Origin of the sequence: Gordonia prachuapensis (assembly GCF_036350515.1) — a bacterium.
Taxonomy (GTDB): Bacteria; Actinomycetota; Actinomycetes; order Mycobacteriales; family Mycobacteriaceae; genus Gordonia; species Gordonia prachuapensis.
Window position 1 is genome coordinate 63,460 of sequence record NZ_JAZDUE010000020.1, and the last position, 17,204, is coordinate 80,663.

General features: G+C 66.7%; 17 protein-coding genes. 8 read left to right on the forward strand and 9 right to left on the reverse strand.

Features of this window, described 5'->3' with window-relative positions; translation table 11 throughout:
* Nucleotides 1–3 precede the first annotated feature (3 nt).
* On the reverse strand, nucleotides 4–1,086 hold the full coding sequence (locus V1Y59_RS20550; RefSeq protein ID WP_330506899.1) for a hypothetical protein: 1,083 nt from the start codon (nucleotides 1,084–1,086) through the stop codon (nucleotides 4–6).
* A 51-nt stretch (nucleotides 1,087–1,137) separates the two neighbouring features.
* Here V1Y59_RS20550 and V1Y59_RS20555 point away from each other — a divergent pair, with 51 nt between their 5' ends.
* From V1Y59_RS20555 to V1Y59_RS20565, 3 genes are read left to right on the forward strand one after another with little or no spacing between them, the layout of a single operon-like run.
* The gene (locus V1Y59_RS20555) at nucleotides 1,138–1,725 is read left to right on the forward strand and encodes a TetR/AcrR family transcriptional regulator (protein WP_330506900.1); all 588 of its coding nucleotides are present in this window, start codon (nucleotides 1,138–1,140) and stop codon (nucleotides 1,723–1,725) included.
* A 51-nt stretch (nucleotides 1,726–1,776) separates the two neighbouring features.
* Nucleotides 1,777–2,424, forward strand: a complete 648-nt coding sequence (locus tag V1Y59_RS20560; protein WP_330506901.1) for an NAD(P)-dependent oxidoreductase — start codon at nucleotides 1,777–1,779, stop codon at nucleotides 2,422–2,424.
* Between the two features lie 46 nt (nucleotides 2,425–2,470).
* The gene (locus tag V1Y59_RS20565) at nucleotides 2,471–2,785 is read left to right on the forward strand and encodes a hypothetical protein (RefSeq protein WP_330506902.1); all 315 of its coding nucleotides are present in this window, start codon (nucleotides 2,471–2,473) and stop codon (nucleotides 2,783–2,785) included.
* 13 nt (nucleotides 2,786–2,798) lie between these two features.
* On the opposite strand, the gene V1Y59_RS20570 is transcribed toward V1Y59_RS20565, so the two are convergent.
* The 4 genes from V1Y59_RS20570 to V1Y59_RS20585 all read right to left on the reverse strand — a co-directional run bounded on the left by V1Y59_RS20570 (nucleotide 2,799) and on the right by V1Y59_RS20585 (nucleotide 8,779).
* Nucleotides 2,799–3,947, reverse strand: a complete 1,149-nt coding sequence (locus V1Y59_RS20570; protein WP_330506903.1) for a metallophosphoesterase — start codon at nucleotides 3,945–3,947, stop codon at nucleotides 2,799–2,801.
* Nucleotides 3,947–6,187 (reverse strand): MMPL family transporter, encoded by a 2,241-nt coding sequence (locus V1Y59_RS20575; protein WP_330506931.1) that lies wholly within the window; start codon nucleotides 6,185–6,187, stop codon nucleotides 3,947–3,949. The genes V1Y59_RS20570 and V1Y59_RS20575 overlap by 1 nt, the downstream gene beginning before the upstream one ends.
* Before the next feature lie 432 nt (nucleotides 6,188–6,619).
* Nucleotides 6,620–8,137 carry an MDR family MFS transporter gene (locus tag V1Y59_RS20580; RefSeq protein WP_330506904.1) on the reverse strand — a complete coding sequence of 506 codons (1,518 nt, stop codon included), beginning with the start codon at nucleotides 8,135–8,137 and terminating at the stop codon, nucleotides 6,620–6,622.
* Between the two features lie 60 nt (nucleotides 8,138–8,197).
* Nucleotides 8,198–8,779: a TetR family transcriptional regulator gene (locus V1Y59_RS20585; RefSeq protein WP_330506905.1), complete on the reverse strand. Its 582-nt coding sequence runs from the start codon at nucleotides 8,777–8,779 to the stop codon at nucleotides 8,198–8,200.
* Between the two features lie 121 nt (nucleotides 8,780–8,900).
* Between V1Y59_RS20585 and V1Y59_RS20590 the strand changes: the two genes are divergently transcribed.
* The 3 genes from V1Y59_RS20590 to V1Y59_RS20600 all read left to right on the forward strand — a co-directional run bounded on the left by V1Y59_RS20590 (nucleotide 8,901) and on the right by V1Y59_RS20600 (nucleotide 10,582).
* Nucleotides 8,901–9,230, forward strand: a complete 330-nt coding sequence (locus tag V1Y59_RS20590; protein WP_330506906.1) for a hypothetical protein — start codon at nucleotides 8,901–8,903, stop codon at nucleotides 9,228–9,230.
* 151 nt (nucleotides 9,231–9,381) lie between these two features.
* Nucleotides 9,382–9,966, forward strand: coding sequence for a carboxymuconolactone decarboxylase family protein (locus V1Y59_RS20595; RefSeq protein WP_330506907.1), 585 nt, complete (start codon nucleotides 9,382–9,384; stop codon nucleotides 9,964–9,966).
* Nucleotides 9,967–10,006: 40 nt separating this feature from the next.
* Entirely contained in the window at nucleotides 10,007–10,582 is a 576-nt protein-coding gene (locus tag V1Y59_RS20600) for a hypothetical protein (RefSeq protein ID WP_431309248.1), read from the forward strand.
* Here the strand turns inward: V1Y59_RS20600 and V1Y59_RS20605 are convergent.
* On the reverse strand, nucleotides 10,542–11,873 hold the full coding sequence (locus tag V1Y59_RS20605) for an MFS transporter (protein ID WP_330433634.1): 1,332 nt from the start codon (nucleotides 11,871–11,873) through the stop codon (nucleotides 10,542–10,544). The genes V1Y59_RS20600 and V1Y59_RS20605 overlap by 41 nt on opposite strands.
* Before the next feature lie 51 nt (nucleotides 11,874–11,924).
* Between V1Y59_RS20605 and V1Y59_RS20610 the strand changes: the two genes are divergently transcribed.
* Both V1Y59_RS20610 and V1Y59_RS20615 read left to right on the forward strand, forming a co-directional pair.
* Nucleotides 11,925–12,572 carry a YqgE/AlgH family protein gene (locus tag V1Y59_RS20610; protein ID WP_330506909.1) on the forward strand — a complete coding sequence of 216 codons (648 nt, stop codon included), beginning with the start codon at nucleotides 11,925–11,927 and terminating at the stop codon, nucleotides 12,570–12,572.
* A gap of 195 nt (nucleotides 12,573–12,767) precedes the next feature.
* On the forward strand, nucleotides 12,768–14,753 hold the full coding sequence (locus tag V1Y59_RS20615) for a CocE/NonD family hydrolase (protein WP_431309249.1): 1,986 nt from the start codon (nucleotides 12,768–12,770) through the stop codon (nucleotides 14,751–14,753).
* Nucleotides 14,754–14,765: 12 nt separating this feature from the next.
* Here the strand turns inward: V1Y59_RS20615 and V1Y59_RS20620 are convergent, their stop codons facing one another.
* The 3 genes from V1Y59_RS20620 to V1Y59_RS20630 form a co-directional block, all read right to left on the reverse strand.
* Entirely contained in the window at nucleotides 14,766–15,431 is a 666-nt protein-coding gene (locus V1Y59_RS20620; RefSeq protein ID WP_330506910.1) for a helix-turn-helix domain-containing protein, read from the reverse strand.
* A gap of 65 nt (nucleotides 15,432–15,496) precedes the next feature.
* On the reverse strand, nucleotides 15,497–16,501 hold the full coding sequence (locus V1Y59_RS20625) for a bile acid:sodium symporter family protein (RefSeq protein ID WP_431309246.1): 1,005 nt from the start codon (nucleotides 16,499–16,501) through the stop codon (nucleotides 15,497–15,499).
* A 6-nt stretch (nucleotides 16,502–16,507) separates the two neighbouring features.
* The gene (locus tag V1Y59_RS20630; protein ID WP_330506912.1) at nucleotides 16,508–17,032 is read right to left on the reverse strand and encodes an SdpI family protein; all 525 of its coding nucleotides are present in this window, start codon (nucleotides 17,030–17,032) and stop codon (nucleotides 16,508–16,510) included.
* Between the last annotated feature and the right edge of the window lie 172 nt (nucleotides 17,033–17,204).

The following is a 17,204-nucleotide window of genomic DNA, read 5'->3' on the forward strand; positions in this document are numbered from 1 at the left end:
GTCCTAGGAGGTGGCCGCCGTTGACAGAACGCGGGACTCGTCGGCCGGCAACGGTTCGGGAGTGTTGGGAGTGCGCATCGAACGCCGGTACGCGATGGCGGTCAGGATGACACCTCCCACGATCCACCCGGCCAGTACCAACCACGACGACGCGGTGTCGGCGTTCGGGAAGTAGGACAGTTCACGAACCAGCGTCGCCGATGCGCCGGGCGGGAAGTACTGCCCGATCTCGCCCCACGCTCCGGGCAGGAACTGGGACGGCAGTGCGCTACCCGAGATCGGGTTGGCGAACAACATCATCACGACAGGTCCGATGGCGGTGCCGGCGCGTCCGATCAGTGCGACGCATCCGATCATGGGTGCTGCGATCGCGGCGATGGCCATGGCGAAAGCGCTGACGTTGAGCAGGAAGCTGCCCTGGATCGACCCGAACCACAACTGCAGGATGCCGGCGAGCACGATACCGCCGACGATGGAATACACCGTCACCGCGAGGATGCGGCGGCGGGAACCGACGATGACGGTGGCGATTAGAACGCCGCCGATGATGCCGCCGAACAGCATCGGGAAGAACGCCGAACTCAGCAGTGAGCCATTGGGGTCGTCCTCGGAGAACGGCGCGATGTCGGTGACCGTCACCGTCGTCTGATCGCCCGGTGGCACACCGGACTGTTGAATCAGGTTGGCCTCCAACGGGACTGCCAATTGCGCGACCACCTCGTTGACCGCACCGTTGGCTGATGCGGTGAGTACCTCGGGTTCCGCTCCGAGGACGATCCCGCCCATGTAGTCCCGGGCCTCGATGCCGGCCACCGCAGCATCGCGATCCTCGACCACGGTGACGTCATACACCTCGCCGCTGGTGGACAGTTGCTCTTCGACCTGGGTCACCGCCTGTTGCGGCCCGGTGACAGCGATCGAGATGCCCTGCGGGTCGGCGGTCAACGCGGGCCAGGAGAAGGCCAACACGATGATCGCGATGACAGCAGTCAACGCCGCCGCGATGGACAGCGTGCGTGCGACGGGGGTCTCAGGTGGGGTCTCCGGCTCCGGGGTGGGTAGGGGGTCCGGGTGTTTCTCGGACATTCTCATCAACTCCTTAAAACGAATGCTCGTTCTTTAACGTACACTAGCGTCATGCCGAAAGTCACCGAAGCCCACCGTGCGGCTCGTCGCGATGAAATCCTCGACGCCGCTCAGCGCGTGTTTGCCCGAGACGGTTACCGCAGCTCGTCGATGTCGGCGATCATCCGGGAGTCGGGATTGTCCGTAGGAGCGATCTACAGCTATTTCGACGGCAAACAAGCCCTCTTCCGCGCGGTGGTGGAACGTACCCTCGCATTGCGTACCGCCGAGATCGGTGGCGCCGCAGGTTCTTCGCCACGTTCGCCGGCGGAGCTCGTGCGGTCGGTACTGCTGTCGATGCGAGACAAACCGGTGATGACCATGGCTCCGCAGATCTGGGCAGAAGCGGCTGTCGAACCCGATGTCCGTGCCGTGGTCGAGCGGATCTTCACCCAACTCGGCGAGATGTTCCGGACCGAGCTCACGGCGTGGGCGGCACAACATCCCGAACGCGCAGGTGACCGGCCGGCGGAATGGTCCGATCGGGTGACGCCGGTGCTGATCTCAGCCATACCCGGATTCCTCCTCCAGAGCCAGAACATCACCGACTTCGACGAAGAGGCGTATCTCGGCGCCCTCGATGACGCGTATCGCGTCTGATACCAACCAGATTCACGCTCGAGAGATCGGGCAGACGAAAGGAGAACGATAATGAAGATCGCAGTACTCGGGGCCACCGGACGAACGGGGGGCGAGTTCGTGAACCAAGCACTCGCCGCAGGCCACGACGTGGTGGCCTACGTGCGGCGTCCCGAAGCCATGGACGCGGCAGCCAACCTGACCGTGGTGGGTGGACAGCTCGCCGACACCGATGCCCTGGTCGACGCCGTACGCGGATGCGATGCGGTGGTACTGACGTTGGGGCCCAAGATCAGCGAATCGAGCAAGCCACTGATGCAGATCGCGGTACCCGCCGCCATCGAGGCAGCGAAGCGCGCCGGCGTGCAACGAATCGTCGTGCTGTCCGCCCTGGGAGTCGGTGACACGTTCGACAACACCCGCTACCCCTACCGTCTTGGCTGCCGCACCTTCCTGGCCGGCAACTTCCGTGACCACATGGCAGGTGAAAGTCAACTCAACGACAGCGGATTGAATTGGACCACTGTGCATCCCGGTCCGCTCGGCAACGGTGACCGCACACCTCACCCGTTGGTGGTCGACGCGGCCACCAAACGCAAGATGCCGAGGGCGCCGCGGACTCAACGCGCGGATGTCGCTCATGTTCTCCTGGCCGTCATCGACGACACGAGCACTTATGGCAAGCAGATGATGATGACCTCTGCCGAGCAGTCGAACTAGGACCAATGGCAATCACCCACTTCGACAACCAGGAGGTACCGATCCGATGTCTGCCAAAGATATTGCCACCCATGCCCTGAGCGGAGCGCTCTCCGTCAACGCGGTGCCACATGTGGTCAGCGGCCTGCTGGGCCGTCGCTTCACGACCCCGTTCGCCAGCCCTCCGGGCCGGGGCCTGTCGTCACCCACGGTGAACGCGGCCTGGGGAATGGCGAACGCGATTGTGGCGATCAGGCTGTTCAACCCCGGCGAGGATCAGGCCAAGCACGCCGCGTACGTCGCCGGCGCCGTCGCAACCGGACTCGTCCTGTCGACGGTGTTCGGGCGCGCAGGAGCGGATGGCAGGCAAGCCGTGGCCTGATGTCGCCGGCCGATCATGCCTCAGGCGAACGCAACTCCAGAATCGCGACTTCCGGGGGTGCGCCGACCCGGACAGGTGGTCCCCACGCGCCGGCACCGTAGGTGGTGAAGACCGTGGTGCCGTCGACCGTGTCGACACCGGTCACGGCGGGGTCGGCGGCGAGCGCCGCGGCATAACGCAGCGGCCACATCTGGCCGCCGTGTGTGTGGCCGGAGACCTGGAGGTCGACATCGTGTTCGGCGGCTTCGCGCACGTGGTTGGGCTGATGCGCGAGCAACAGGGTGAACTGGTCGTCGGGCCGGCCGGCGAGCGCCGCGTCGAGGTCGGGTTCGTAGGGTGCCGAACTGCTCAGGTCATAGACCCCAGCCACATCGATCGTCGCTGCGCCACGCTGGATTTCGACGCTGGCGTTGTTGATGGTGGTGATGCCCAGCGAACGCCACAGGTCCAGCCACCCCTCCACGTCGTCGGAGATCTCCTCGTGATTGCCGGTGACCCCGAAAACACCCAAGGGAGCGCGCAGATCGGCGAGTGGACGCAGGTCCGGTCCGACATAGTCGATGGTCCCGTCCGAGAGGTCACCGACAACCGCGATCAAATCGGGTTCCTCGGCGTTGACCAGATCGACGACCTTGCGAGTGAGCGCTTCTCCGCGCGCGGCGCCGAGGTGCAGGTCGCTGACCACAGCCACCCGCATGCCGTCGAACTCGGCCGGGAGTCGTTCCATGCTGAGGGTTTCACGCGTCACCCCCCCCGAAGCGGCCTCGCCCACACCGTAGAGCGTGGTGGCCATCGCGACGATGACCATGCCTCCGGTGGCCACACGGAGAAAACGTTGCCGGCCGGCCTGCGTGGGAGATCCGCGCAGGCGTCCGACGACCCGGAGCACCGCCGGCACGATCCCGATCACCGCGAGACCGAGCAGTAGGTAGAACACCAGTGCCAGCCAGGTCATCCCGACGAAACCGATGACCCGGGTCCACGTGGCCGGAAACACGACCCCGACGCCGACCGCGATGACTGCGGACAGCCAGCCGACCGCGAGGAGGACGTCCGCGGCCGTGGCCCATCGTCCCCGCACACCGGGAGCCCGCACGAGGCGCCGATGAAAAAGGAAGTGGACCAGGCCGAGAACGACTGCTGCGATGCCGAGTTGCAGCATCAGCGACTACCTCCGTTTGCGGTTGTGACGGACTTGGCTTTGTCGTCGGACTCGGTGAGCTCACGGATGGCGGTGCCCTCGACGTCGACGTTGGGCAGGATTCGGTCCAGCCACGACGGCAGCTTCCAGGCCCACTCGCCGAGGATCGTGATGACCGCGGGCACGACGATCATGCGAATGATGAACGCGTCGAAGAAGATCGCCGCCGCCAGCGAGAAGCCCATCATCCGCGCGAATGTGTCCGGCGCCAGCATGAACGCGATGAACACCGAGATCATCACCACCGCTGCGGATGTCACGACTCGCGCACCGTGCTGATAGCCGATGATCACCGAGTCCTTCGGCGACCTGCCGTGCACATACTCCTCGCGCATCCGGGTGACCAGGAAGACCTGATAGTCCATGGCGAGGCCGAAGACCACACCCACCAGGAAGATCGGGATGAACGAGTTGAGGGCTGCCGGGTGTTCGATGAGGCCGAAATGGCCCTCCTGGAAGACGAAGACCGCTGCGCCGAACGTGGCGCACACCGAGAACAAGAAGCCGACGGTGGCGACCAGTGGCACCAGGATCGAGCGGAACACGATCATCAGGATGATGAATGCGAGGCCGACCACCAAGACCAGGAAGGGAATCAGCGAGGAACTCAGCGTGGCGGAGATGTCCGACATGATCGCCGTCTGACCGCCGACATGGATCTCGGCACCGGCCGGTGCGGATGCGTCGATGGCCCGGATCTGCTCCATAAGGTCGTGGGTCGCTTCACCGCTCGGTGACTGCTCGGGTGTCACGGTGATGAGGGCGGCGGTGGCCCCATCGTGGGCGGGCACCGGGCCGGAACCGTTGCCGATCCACATGATCTGTGCGGGATTGGCGACGTTGTCGAGCGTGGCGATCTCATCGACCACCGCGCCGGCGGCCGGTGCGATGTCGCCACCATCGGCGTCGCTGACCGTGACGAGCAGCGGGCCGTTGATGCCCTCACCGAACCCGCGCTTCAGCAATTGTGTTGCGTTGTATTCACTGTCGGTGGTGGTGTCCAGACCCAGTTGCAGATTGGACATCGGGATGGCGGCCACGGCCAGCAGTACCAACCCGGCGATCGCGGTGGGCCAGGGATAGCGGGTGATGAACCGGGCCGTGCGCAGGCCGTTGGAAGGCTGGTCATCGGACTCGTCGCCGTGCCGGATACCAGGAACGCGTGGGGTGAAGGCGAACCGGCCGAATACGCCGAGCAATGCAGGAATCAGCGTGATGGCGCCGAGGACGGCGATCAGGATGGCCACCGCCGCCGCAAGACCCATCTGGGTGACGAAGGGGATGCCGACCACCGACAGCGCGGCGACCGCGATCATGACGGTGAGACCCGCGAACACGACTGCCGAACCCGCGGTGCCGACGGCGCGGCCCACGGCGAGTTCCCGGCCATCACCTCGGTTCAGTTCGGAGCGGTAACGCGAAACGATGAACAACGCATAGTCGATGGAGACGGCGATGCCGAGCATGGTGATGATTGCTGTTGCGCTGGACTGGATATCGATGACAGCCGCGCTCAAGGTGAGCAGCAGGATGCTGATTCCCACTCCGACTATCGCGGTCAAGATGGGGATGAAGGCGGCGATCAACGCGCCGAAGGCGACGATCATCACAATGAAGGCAACGGCGAAGCCGAGCAACTCGGCCGCGCCACCGACTTCCATGACCTGCATGAGCGATCCGGTGCCCTCGACCTCGAGACCGCTGCCGCGATGGTCGGCCAGCAGCGACTCGAACGCCTCTTTGTCCTCGGCGGTGAGTTCGTCGGCAGGGATGTCCTGGCGGACCTGTATCAGCCCGACCGTGCCGTTGTCGCCGAGGACGGTCGAGGCGAGCTCGGGGCGTGCCTGCGCAACCGTGACCGGGTTGGCGACGGTCTGCGGGTCCACCACCTGAGGCAGCTGACGGGCGTCGACGACCAAGGCGTCGATCTGCTGCGTGTGGTTGGTTAGCCCATCGTCGGCGGCGACGAGGATGCTCGTCGAGGCCTCGGTCTGTTGCTCGTTCGCCGCCGGAAACTCCTCGCGCAGAATCGTCATGGCGCGGTCGGAGTCGGTGCCGGGGAGTTCGAAACTGCTGGCGAACTTCGGTTGCACGGCTCCGACGAGGGCTCCGAGTGCGACCAGAGCAGCCAGCCAGGTGGCGACAAACCACCATTTGTGTCGAAATGCGAAGCGGCCGAGCCGGTAGAGCGCGAGGGACATGATGATGCCTTTCAAACGCGGGTTCGGGTGGTAGGTGGCTATGAATCCGGCGAACCGCGCATAAGCGACGCGCACAGTAGATATAGTAACAATTGTTAGTAATTGCCTGCCAGGAAGAGGGTTGTCATGCGAGAACGACGATTCTCGATCCGTCCTCGCCGTCTGCCGGCTACCCGGCGGCGCGAAGTCGAGCGGGGTATGCGCAACGTGCGGCGTGCCCCGACCCCGTACTCTGCTCGCTCGTTTTTCGTTGCACCGCATGGGATCGCGTGCGGTAGCGCGCCGACGCACGTGTGGGTGCATCTCGGACTCGTGCGGCACCTGCTGCGCCTGGGTGACCACCGGGGCGCCGGCCTGGAGGTGCTGAGTACGGTGCCCTGTGTGCTCGACCCGCCATGCTGAACACCTCTGGCGCCAACGCCCCCGGCACCCTCAGAGCCCGGGTGTGGCAGGCGTGGACTGGCCTCGCGGATTCCCATGGCGGGGAAAGAACATCGCAGGTATGAAGATCACCGCCGTGAGGGCGAAGGCCACCCAGAACGCGAACCCGAATGCCTCGGACAACAGTGGACTGATGATCGGCATGGCCTCCGGCGGAACGGAACTGATCTGATCGGTACCGCCGCCACTGACGGGTACACCTTGGTCGGTGAGGTTGTGGGTGAAGCGTTGGGTCAGTGCGGTCACCAGCAGCGCGCTACCGAGCGAGGCGCCGACCTGCTGTATCGCAGACAAGGTGGGCGCGGCGCGTGACACCGACGCCTCCGGAAGGTGGGTGTACGCCGCTGCGATGGTCGGCATCATCACCGCGCCGAGACCCATGCCGCGCACGAACAGTGCGACGCTGAGCCACACATAGGAGGAGTCGGCCTCGACTTGGGTGAACGGGATGGTGCCGACCAGTGCGAGCACGACGCCGACGGGAACCACCCAGCCGGCACCGATGCGGTCGGTGAGTCGGCCGCCGATCACCATCGCGACGATCGCGCCGAGACCCTGTGGTGCCAGCAGCAGTCCGGCGGTCAGCGCTCCTTCTCCGCGTGCCGTCTGGTAGTACAACGGCAACAGCAGCATGCCGCCGAACATCCCGATCGCGACCAGGAAGATCGCGATCGTTCCGCTGGCGAACAGCCGGTCCTTCAGGAGCCGGACGTCGATGATCGACGAGGCGCCCTTCGACAGGCTGTGCCAGGTGTAGAGAGCGAGACCCACCGCCCCGCCGATGAGCCAGGCGATAACCGTCCAATCGCCGAAGCCGCCTTCGGAACTCGCCCGGGACAGACCGTAGAGCAGGCACACGAGGCTGCCCGACAGGAGAGCCAGACCCAGGTAGTCGAGTCGACCGGCATCGTCGAGATGGTCGCCGGAGGGAAGCTTCCACACGGCGAGGGCGACTGCGAGGATTCCGACGGGCACGTTGACCAGGAAGATCCAGTGCCAACTGGTGTACTCGACGAGCGCACCACCGATTACCGGGCCGAACACCGGCCCCAACAGCATCGGAACGCCGATGATGCTCATAGCGCGCCCGAGGCGTTGCGGCCCTGCGGCTTTCGCGATGATCGCCTGGCCTCCGGGGAGCAGCATCCCGCCGCCGAGACCCTGGATGATGCGGAAGACGATGAGGCTCTCGATGGACCACGCCGTGGCGCACAGTGCGGATCCGAGGGTGAACATCGTCACCGCGGTGATCCATGTCGCCTTGGAACCGAATCGGTCCATCGCCCAACCGGTGATCGGGATGACCAGTGCGACGGCGAGGAGGTAGCCGGTGACCACCCATTGAGTGGTGGAGAGGGTGGCGTCGAGCTCATGGCTCAGGGTGTCCAGCGCGACGTTGACGATGGTGGTGTCGAGAACCACCATGATCATGCCGGACACGATGACGAGTCCGGTCACAATCACGCTGCGGTCGAGTTTGTCCGGTGATGCGGCGTCGGCGTTTGCCATGTCAGCTCCTGGCGGCTGGTGGTCGGGGTCGGGCCGGTCTTCAGTTGGGTGGGTCGATCATCAAGCGAAAAGCGCTGCAGCGCCATCGAATGCGGTGACATAGTGGTCGGCGAGGCTGATCTCCGGGGACTCGATGTAGGCCTCGAGTGCGAGGTCGAACAGCGACAGGGTCGCAGTCGCCGCGCCGCGGGCACGCAGCTCGCCGAAGTCGGCTCCCTCGCGCGCGCGGACCGCATCGGCAAGGAACTCGGCGAACCGTGCGAACTTGTCGTGCAATGCCTTGTGCAATCGGGCATCTGACGCCACGAGGCGACGCACACGATCGAGGTCTGCCGGGTCCGCGTCCTTGCTGTCGAGCAGGTTCGTGATGACCGTCTTGATATCGACGGACAGCCGGCCGGTGGGCCCGCCGGCCCGGAACTCCACCAGACGCTCCGGATTCGGCGCGGTAGGTGAGCCGAGGACTGCGTCGATCTTGCCCGGGAAATAATTGAACAAGGTACGACGCGAGACGCCCGCGCACTCGGCGACCTCGTCCATCGTGAAGCCGTCGAGCCCGCGCTCCTCGGCCAACGACTGCGCACAATCGACGATCGCGGCCGCGGTCCGCTGGCGACTCGCCGACATTGCACGCTCGGACATGGGTGCAACTATTGCACTCGTCGAGCCGTAGTGCAACAGGTGGATGACCGCGGACGGCTCCACCGGGGTGCGGATCCTGCGACCATGGGCGTCAAGCGGACGATTCGAGGAGGCGGCCACCATGTCGACAGACAAGAGCCCGGACCCCGGCCGGGGGAGAGATCTCGGCGAACCGATCGCCATCGACGAGCACACCACGATGATCCCGGTGACCCGTCGAGGGCTGCGAGGTCGCCCGGTCACGGTCGGCGCCTTCACCATCACCGACGGTGTCACCACGTGGACGCCCGTCGTGGACTCGGGCCGAGTGGCCGTGATCGGGGTGATCACCGGGCTGATCGCCGCGACGCTGGGATCGGCCGCGGTGCTGCGTCAGCCGCCGTGGCCCAAGATGACGATCGAGACCGATCATCTCCCGGGGCACCGGCACCGAGACCGGACGACTACGTAATCCCGGCGGGGCGTCTCGCACCACGACCTCCAGGGCCGGTGCCGTGTGATCGAGCGCGGCGATCTCGCGTTGATCGCGGCAGAGTAGGACGGTGCGTCAACCCCTCGGAATCCGCCCACACCGTTCCGAGCAGAACGCGACAGGAGCCACCATGCCCGACGACACGTTCGACCTGCCCCCGCTGCCACCCGAGTCGGCGGCTCTGCTCGACAAAGTGGTCCCGCCGCCGCATCGGCCACCGCTGCTCTATCGGGCGATGGCCGCCAATCCGGGGGTGCTGCGGGGGTACATCGAGCAACCGATCCTGGGTCTGCGCGGTCTGCTGCACACCGGGCAGCTCTCCGCGGACGAGCGCGAGCTCTGCGTTCTGCGCGTCACCGCCAAATGCGACGCGGAGCATGAATGGGGTGTCCACGTCGCCTACTTCGGGAAGACCTCGGGCCTCACGCAGAGCCAGATCGACGCCACCGTGCTCGACACCGACCCGGAACCCGGCTGGTCGACCCGGCAACGCGCCGTCCTGGACATCGTCGACGCGGTGGTCGACATGCGGCGCCTCGACGCGGCGGAACTGGCCGCGATCGATCGGACGCTCACCATCGAGACCCGTACCGAGATCGTCGCGGTGGCGTCGCTGTACCTGGGGATCTCGGCGACCTGCCGGGTACTGGGGATTCCGCCGGAACCGGGTGCCCCGCGTTTCCCGTCCTGGACGGGTGCACAACGAACACCGTGAGCGGGTGGAACCTGCGACGGCAGCGCTGCGTCCAAACCGCATGGACGACCCCATCGAGTACCTGTTCGGGACCGGGGACGGCGCCACCACCTCGTGGGTGTCGGCGCCCGACGCCGACGTCGACCATGACGGACAGCTCGACGCGGTGACACTCGACTTCGACGGCGACGGCCGCCGCGACGACGCCATGTGGGACACCGACGCCGACGGCATCGCCGACACCGTGGCACTCGACCGCGACGACGACGGACGACCCGACGACTTCTACGGCGACGACGGGAGCGGAGTGTGGGGTGAGCGCACGGCCCGGTCCGAACCGGACCGCGACGAACCACCTCCGCGTCCGGGCCGTGTCGCGGATCCGGCACCACCACCCGAGCCACCCCAACCGCCCGAGGCCGCCGACACGATCGTCGTGAGCTCAGATCTCGACGGCGATGGAACCGACGACATCGAACTCGTCGGTACGCGCCGCGGCGGTGTCCCCGTGGCCGAACGTCTCTACGTGGACTACGACGGCGACGGGCGGTTCGATCGGGTGCTCGTCGATTCCGACGGCGACGGCCGCGCCGACGTCAGCTTTGATGCCCGGTCGCCTCGATTCGAGGGTCGGTGACGGCCAGCGGGCCGTGGTGCGGCGGGGTGTGCACGACCCGCACGACCACCGCGCCGACGAGATACAGGACCACACCGAAGACGAGCAGTCCCACCGACCGCCCGTCCGGGGGGATGGCAACGGCCGCGAGAGTCACCGCACCCACGTAGGCGATGTTGAACACGGCGTCCTGCACCGAGAACACCTGTCCGCGGACCATGTCGCCGATGTCGACCTGCATCGCGACGTCGCCGCACAATTTCGCCATCTGACCGATGAGACCCAGCACGAAGGCGCCGATGCAGAACACCACCGGATTGAAGGTGATCAACGAGAGCTCGGCGACCGCACCGATCAGCATCGCCGCCACCAGCGTCGGGCGCCGGCCGTACCGCTCCACCGAGATCGGCGTCACCACCGCGGCGAGGAAGGCACCGCCCGCCGTGAAGCCGGCGACCACAGTGACGCCGAAGAGGCCGTCACCGAGCCCGGCCTGTTTGCTCAACACGAGCAGCATCAGCGTGTTGATCCCGAACACCAGCCGGTGCGCGCCGATCGCCGACAACGCCGCCGACACCGTGCGCGAGTGCGCCACTGCCCGCGCACCATGACCGAGACCGACCGTGATCGCGTGCACCGCCGACCGTCCGGGATCGTCGGGCTCGTCGGGGCCGAGCTGCAGACGGCCGAACCCGTGCGCGATCGTCGCGGCGATCAACGCGATCACGACACCGCCCAGGGTGGTGAACGCACTGCCGGAGTTGTCCGGACCGAAGATCGCGCGCAGCACCGCCGCGATGCCGGCGCCCACGGCGAGCATCCCGGCCCCGAGGGTGGTGAACAACGCATTGGTCGCCACGATCACGTCGCGGTGCGCGACATGCGGCAGTGACGCCGAGAGCCCCGATGCGACGAACCGACTGGCGCCGGTCACGGCGAGCGCACCGATCAGCACCACGGTCTCGCTGGCGCCGGCGGCGATACACACGGCGACCAGCGCGATCAGCCCGGCCCGAATCACGTTGGCGTACATGAGCACATTGCGGCGGTCCCAGTGATCGAGCAGTGCGCCGGCGAACGGGCCGATGAGCGAGTACGGCAACAACAACACCGCGAGGCCACCGGCGACGGCCAACGGATCGGCGTGTCGCTCGGGGTTGAACAGGATGGAGGCGAACAGCGCCGCCTGGAAAACACCGTCGGTGATCTGGCTGGTCAGGCGCACCGCGAGCAGTCGTCCGAGGCCGGGTGAATGGCCCAGTGAACGAATGAACCCCCGTAGACCGGGGGTCGCATGGGGCGACCCAGACATCACTGATTCAGAGTACCGACCTCGACCCGCCCGCCATGCCATGATGAGGGGGTGGCCGCCGGCGACGAGTCAGAGGAACCGACCCCCGAGTTCTACTCCGAGGGGGCCGAGGGCTCCCCGCGCGACGTACCCGCTGCGCGCCGCGTGCGGCCCGGGACATTGCTTCTCGCCGCGACCGATCTGCTCGAGCCGACGTTCGCCCGCACCGTCATCTACGTCATGGAGCACAACGACGCCGGCAGCCTCGGGGTCGTCCTCAACCGCATGAGTCAAACGGCCGTGCACAATCTGCTGCCGCAGTGGGCCGATCTGTCCGCATCCCCGCGGGCGCTCTTCGTCGGAGGTCCGGTCAAACAGGACGCCGCTCTCTGTCTCGGTGTGGTGAAACTCGGCGCCGACATCACCGGCATCGAGGCGCTGCGCCCGGTGGACGGCCGGATCGTGCTGGTCGATCTCGACGCCGACCCCGAAGAGCTCTCCGCGGTGCTCGACGGCGTGCGGGTGTTCGCCGGCTACTCGGGGTGGGGTGTCGGTCAGCTCGACGGGGAGCTCGAACAGAACAGCTGGATCCTTGCATCGGCGCTCGCCAAGGATCTGCTCGCGCCGACCACCACCGACCTGTGGGGTGCGGTGCTCCGACGCCAGACGTGGCCGACGCCCCTGCTCGCGACGCACCCGATCGACATCAGCCGCAACTGAGACGCGCACCTACCGTTGTGTGAACAGTGACATAGCGCACACCTTTCTGTTACCTTTCGGTCGCTTGGCCAACTCGGTTGGTCAACTCGGCTGGGGTCACAACTGAACGGGGGATTCGGCGACGTGCGGGCGGGAACAATGGTGCGGGCGGGAGCCGTGGCGCGGGCTGCGGTGATCGCGGCCCTCGGTGTGTTGATGGTGCTGGTTCCGGCGACCGCGGGCGCGGCGCCGCCGCCGAGTGGTGGTGCCGCGGCAGCGCGGTGGGTGGCCTCCCACGACGGACCCCAGCCCTATCCGGGCGTGGCCGTCACCTGGGACGTCCCGATCCGGATGAGCGACGGAACAGTGCTGCGCGCCAACGTTTATCGGCCCGCGGATCAGGCCGGCCGCGCGACGACGAAGAAGCATCCGGTGATCGTCAACATGACGCCGTACACCAAACTGATCACCGCGGTCGGGACGGCCGCCACCCAGCACCCGGTGCTCGGGCCGTTCCTGATGCAGCTCGTCAACGGGATCAGTCAGATCGCCGCACCCATCCGCGACATCGCCGACATCTCCCACTTCACCGGCGCCCTCGCCGACGGCGGGGCCCGCACATTCCTGGTCGACGAAGACCTCGTCCGCAGCGGATACACCCAGGTGGTCGTCGACGTCCGCGGCACCGGCTTCTCCCAGGGCACGTGGGACGTGTTCCAGAACCGGGAACAGCGCGACACCGTCGAGGTGATCGACTGGGCTGCGCGACAGGGCTTTTCGAACGGCAAGATCGGCATGTCCGGGGTCTCCTACTCGGCCATCAACCAGATCCAGGCGGCCAACAAGAACCCGGAGCCGCTCGAGGCGATCTTCCCGGTCGAACCCGGCGGGGACCTCATCCGCGACATCGTCGCGCCCGGCGGTGCCCTCGGCGTCGGTTTCCTGCCGATGTGGCTGACCCTGGTCAACACCACCAAGATGGTGCCCAACGTCGCGTCGATGCTGAACGGCACCTTCGACTGGAAGTGGCTCGCCGACCGCATCTCCGACCCGTTCACCTTCTACCCGGAACTGTTCTCCGCGTTGCTCACCCCGGACATCCCGTCGGTCCCGCCGGAGCTGGACAAGCTCCTGCAGTCGGGATCGGAACCACGAACCGCGTGGCTGGACCGGGCCGAACGCATCACCACCCCGACCTTCATCTACGGCGGCTGGTTCGACCTCTTCACCAACAGCGAGGTCCGGATGTACGACAAGATCCCGCTGCCTCCCGGCCGCAAACAGCTCATCATGGGCGACGGCTATCACCTCACCATCGGCGGCGGCCAGGGCCGGGCCGGTGCTCCACCGCGCCTCGACGTTCTCCAGAAGGCCTGGTTCGACAAGTGGCTCAAGGGAATCGACAACGGCATCGACTCGTACGGTCCGGTGAACCTGAAACAGGTGGGCGACTCCTGGATCACCGCCCAGCAGTTCCCGCGTGCCGGGATGACCCGCCAGCGCCTGTACCTCGGCGATCGCCGCAGCGGCACGGCTCCGCACGCCGTACGCGACGGCAGTCTCACCGCCGAGCCGACCGGGTCGCGGGGCCGGATGACGATCTCGCCCGGCGTCCTGACCCTGTGCTCGCGTGACTCCGCCCAACAGATGGCCGGCGTGACCGCGTTCTTCCCGTGGTGCGCCGAGGACGCCCGGATCTCCGAGCACAACGCGCTGACCTTCACCAGCGCCCCGATGCGCACCGCCCGCAGTGTCTCCGGCTATTCGAATGTCCGGGTGAACGCCGTGATGGACGCGACCGACGGATACTGGACCGCCACCCTCAACGACGTTGCGCCCGACGGCACGTCGAAGGTCATCAGCTCCGGCCAGGTGACGGCGTCGTTGCGGAACTACGACCGATCGCAATCACAGTTCGCGCCGAACGGCGACGTGATCGACCCGTTCTACACACTCACGCTGGACACCCGTGAGCGCGTCACCCCGGGCCGACCCGTCACCATCGACATCGGACTGTTGCCGACCGAGGCGCTGATCAAACCGGGCCACCGGTTGCGTGTGGACGTGTTCGCGATGAACCTGCCGCGCGGACTCCCGTTGCGGCCGCTGCTGAACGAGTCGCAGCTCAAACCGCAGCACATCCAGCTCGATCCGCGGTCCCCGAGCTTCGTCAATCTGCCGCTGTCACGGCCGGTGGGGTAATCGACGAGCGGCTCACTCCGTCTCGTGATTGTCCGGATAGGCGGTGACCGCGAGAAACCGGATCGGCAGGCGCACCAGGTCGTGCGGTCCGTGGATACCTTCGCCATCGAGCAGCAGGCAGTCGCCGGGGCGCAGCGTGTACTCGGCCTTGCCGTGCCCGTAGACCATGACGCCCTCGAGCATGTACAGCATCTCCGTGCCCGGATGTTGAAAGCGGGGAAACACCTCGCTGTCGTCGGTGAGGGTGACCAGCACCGGTTCGAGACGCTTGTGCTGGCCGCGGAGCCCGCCGAGCAACTCGTAGTGGTGGCCGACCCGGGTACCGCGGCCGACGATCACGGCACCTTTGCCGGCTTCGGTGAAGATGGCCTCGCGGTCGACGTCGGCGCCCCGGAACAGTGAGGTGACCGGGACGTCGAGACCTGCGGCCAGGCGTGCGAGAGTGGAGAGGCTGCAGGAGGTCTGGGCGTTCTCGATCTTCGACAGCATCGCCTTGGAGATGCCGACCTTGGCCGCCATGTCGGCGACCGACATACCCGCGTTGCGGCGTAGCAGCCGCACCTGGTGGGCGATCGCGGCCTCGAGGTCACCGCCGGTGGGTGCGTCACCGACCACCTCGCGTTGAACGGGTGCGGGATCACCGGTATCGCGAACGGTCGGCGTCGTGTCGGCACTCATGTGGGTAGTCTAGCGAACTATCGTTTCCTCGCAGTGGACACACTCTGGGGTGCGTTCGGCCGTGTTCAGACCGTCGCGGCGTCGGCTTCCCGCCCGTAGCGCGTGGCCAGCCACGAGCACAGGATCAGCTGGATCTGGTGGAAGATCATCAGCGGCAACACGATCAAGCCCACCGTCGAACCCGCGAACAACACCGTGGCCATCGGCAGACCGGTCGCGAGACTCTTCTTGGTGCCGCAGAACTGGATCGCGATCACGTCCTCGCGTCGGAATCCGAGCCGTCGGGGCACCCAGTGCGTGACGATCAGCATCACCACCACCAGGACCAGCGAGATCAGGGTGACCGCGATCAACTGGCCGACATTCACGATCGACCAGATGCCCTCCCGGACGCCCTCACTGAAGGCCACGTAGACCACGAGCACGATGGTGCTGCGGTCGGCGTACTTGGTGACCTTCGCGTGCCGGGCGAAGAACGGCCCGACCCACGGCCGGGCGAGCTGACCGACGATGAACGGCACCAGGATCTGACCGATGATCTCGAGGATCGAGCCGCCGTCGATGGAGACCCCGCCCTCTGTGCTCATGAGCGCGACGACCAGCAGCGGCGTCAGCACCACCCCGATGATGTTGGACGCCGACGCGCTCACGATCGCACCCGGCACGTTGCCGCGGGCGATCGAGGTGAACGCGATCGACGACTGGACCGTCGAGGGCACCAGGCACAGGAACAACATGCCGGCGTAGAGGTCGTCGCCGATCAGTGGCTCGACGAGCGGTTTCATCGCCAGCCCGATGAGCGGGAACACCACGAACGTGAACGTCAGGATCGTGGCGTGCAGCCGCCAGTGCTTGAGACCGTCGAGCGCCTCGCGCGGATGCAGGCGTGTGCCGTAGAGAAAGAACAGGGCCGCGATCGCGACCTTGACCACCCAGTCGAGGACCTCCGCCGCATCACCCCGTGCCGGGAGGAAGGCAGCCACGACCACCGCCGCGAGGATGGCGAGGATGAACCCGTCGATGGGTGAACGGTTGAGCCAGTCGCGCACGACCGCCACAGGGGAGGCCACCGTGGTTCAGTTCCGCGACGACTCGTCAGCGCAGACCCCGCGCAGGCTGCACGCCCCGCAGCTCGACGTCCCGCACTCGGAGGCGGGGTCGGCCGGGTCGTGGTCATGCGGGGGCTGGTCGGCCTGCTCCGTACTTGTTGCGTCCTGCGATGAACAGCACGCGCAGCCGGTATCGGCCGGTACTGCGGCGGCGGCACGCACGCCGTAGGCGCTCACGATCCCGACCACGAACATCGCGGCCACCAGACCGACAACGGCGAACACCAGCGACCAGTACCCACCGACTCCGAGGGTGAGGATGCCGGCCAGCACCAGGATGCCGGCGGCCGCCAACTCACCCGGGGCGGCCACGCGGTTGGCGACGGCGAACGTCTGCTCGGAGCGCAACGTCTCGGGCGACCGCACCCCCAGCCACCGATTGCGGCGCAGCCGGCCGGTGATGCCCAGGGTGCCGACCACCAGCCACATCGCGGCGAGCACGAAGACGATCACGGCGGCGACGACAAGCAGGACGTTCACAGGCACAACCATACGACCGACCGTCGTAGCAGTACCAATCCGTTTCCGGTCCTGGGGCCGCGGCCGGTCGGTGTCGTGTCGCGCTCCGTGGAGGAATCCGGTGCCAGCCGCGATACTTGGTGCACCCGACCGCAGGACCAGAACTCGAACCGCAGGGGTGTGGCCGCCGGTACCGGCGATGGAC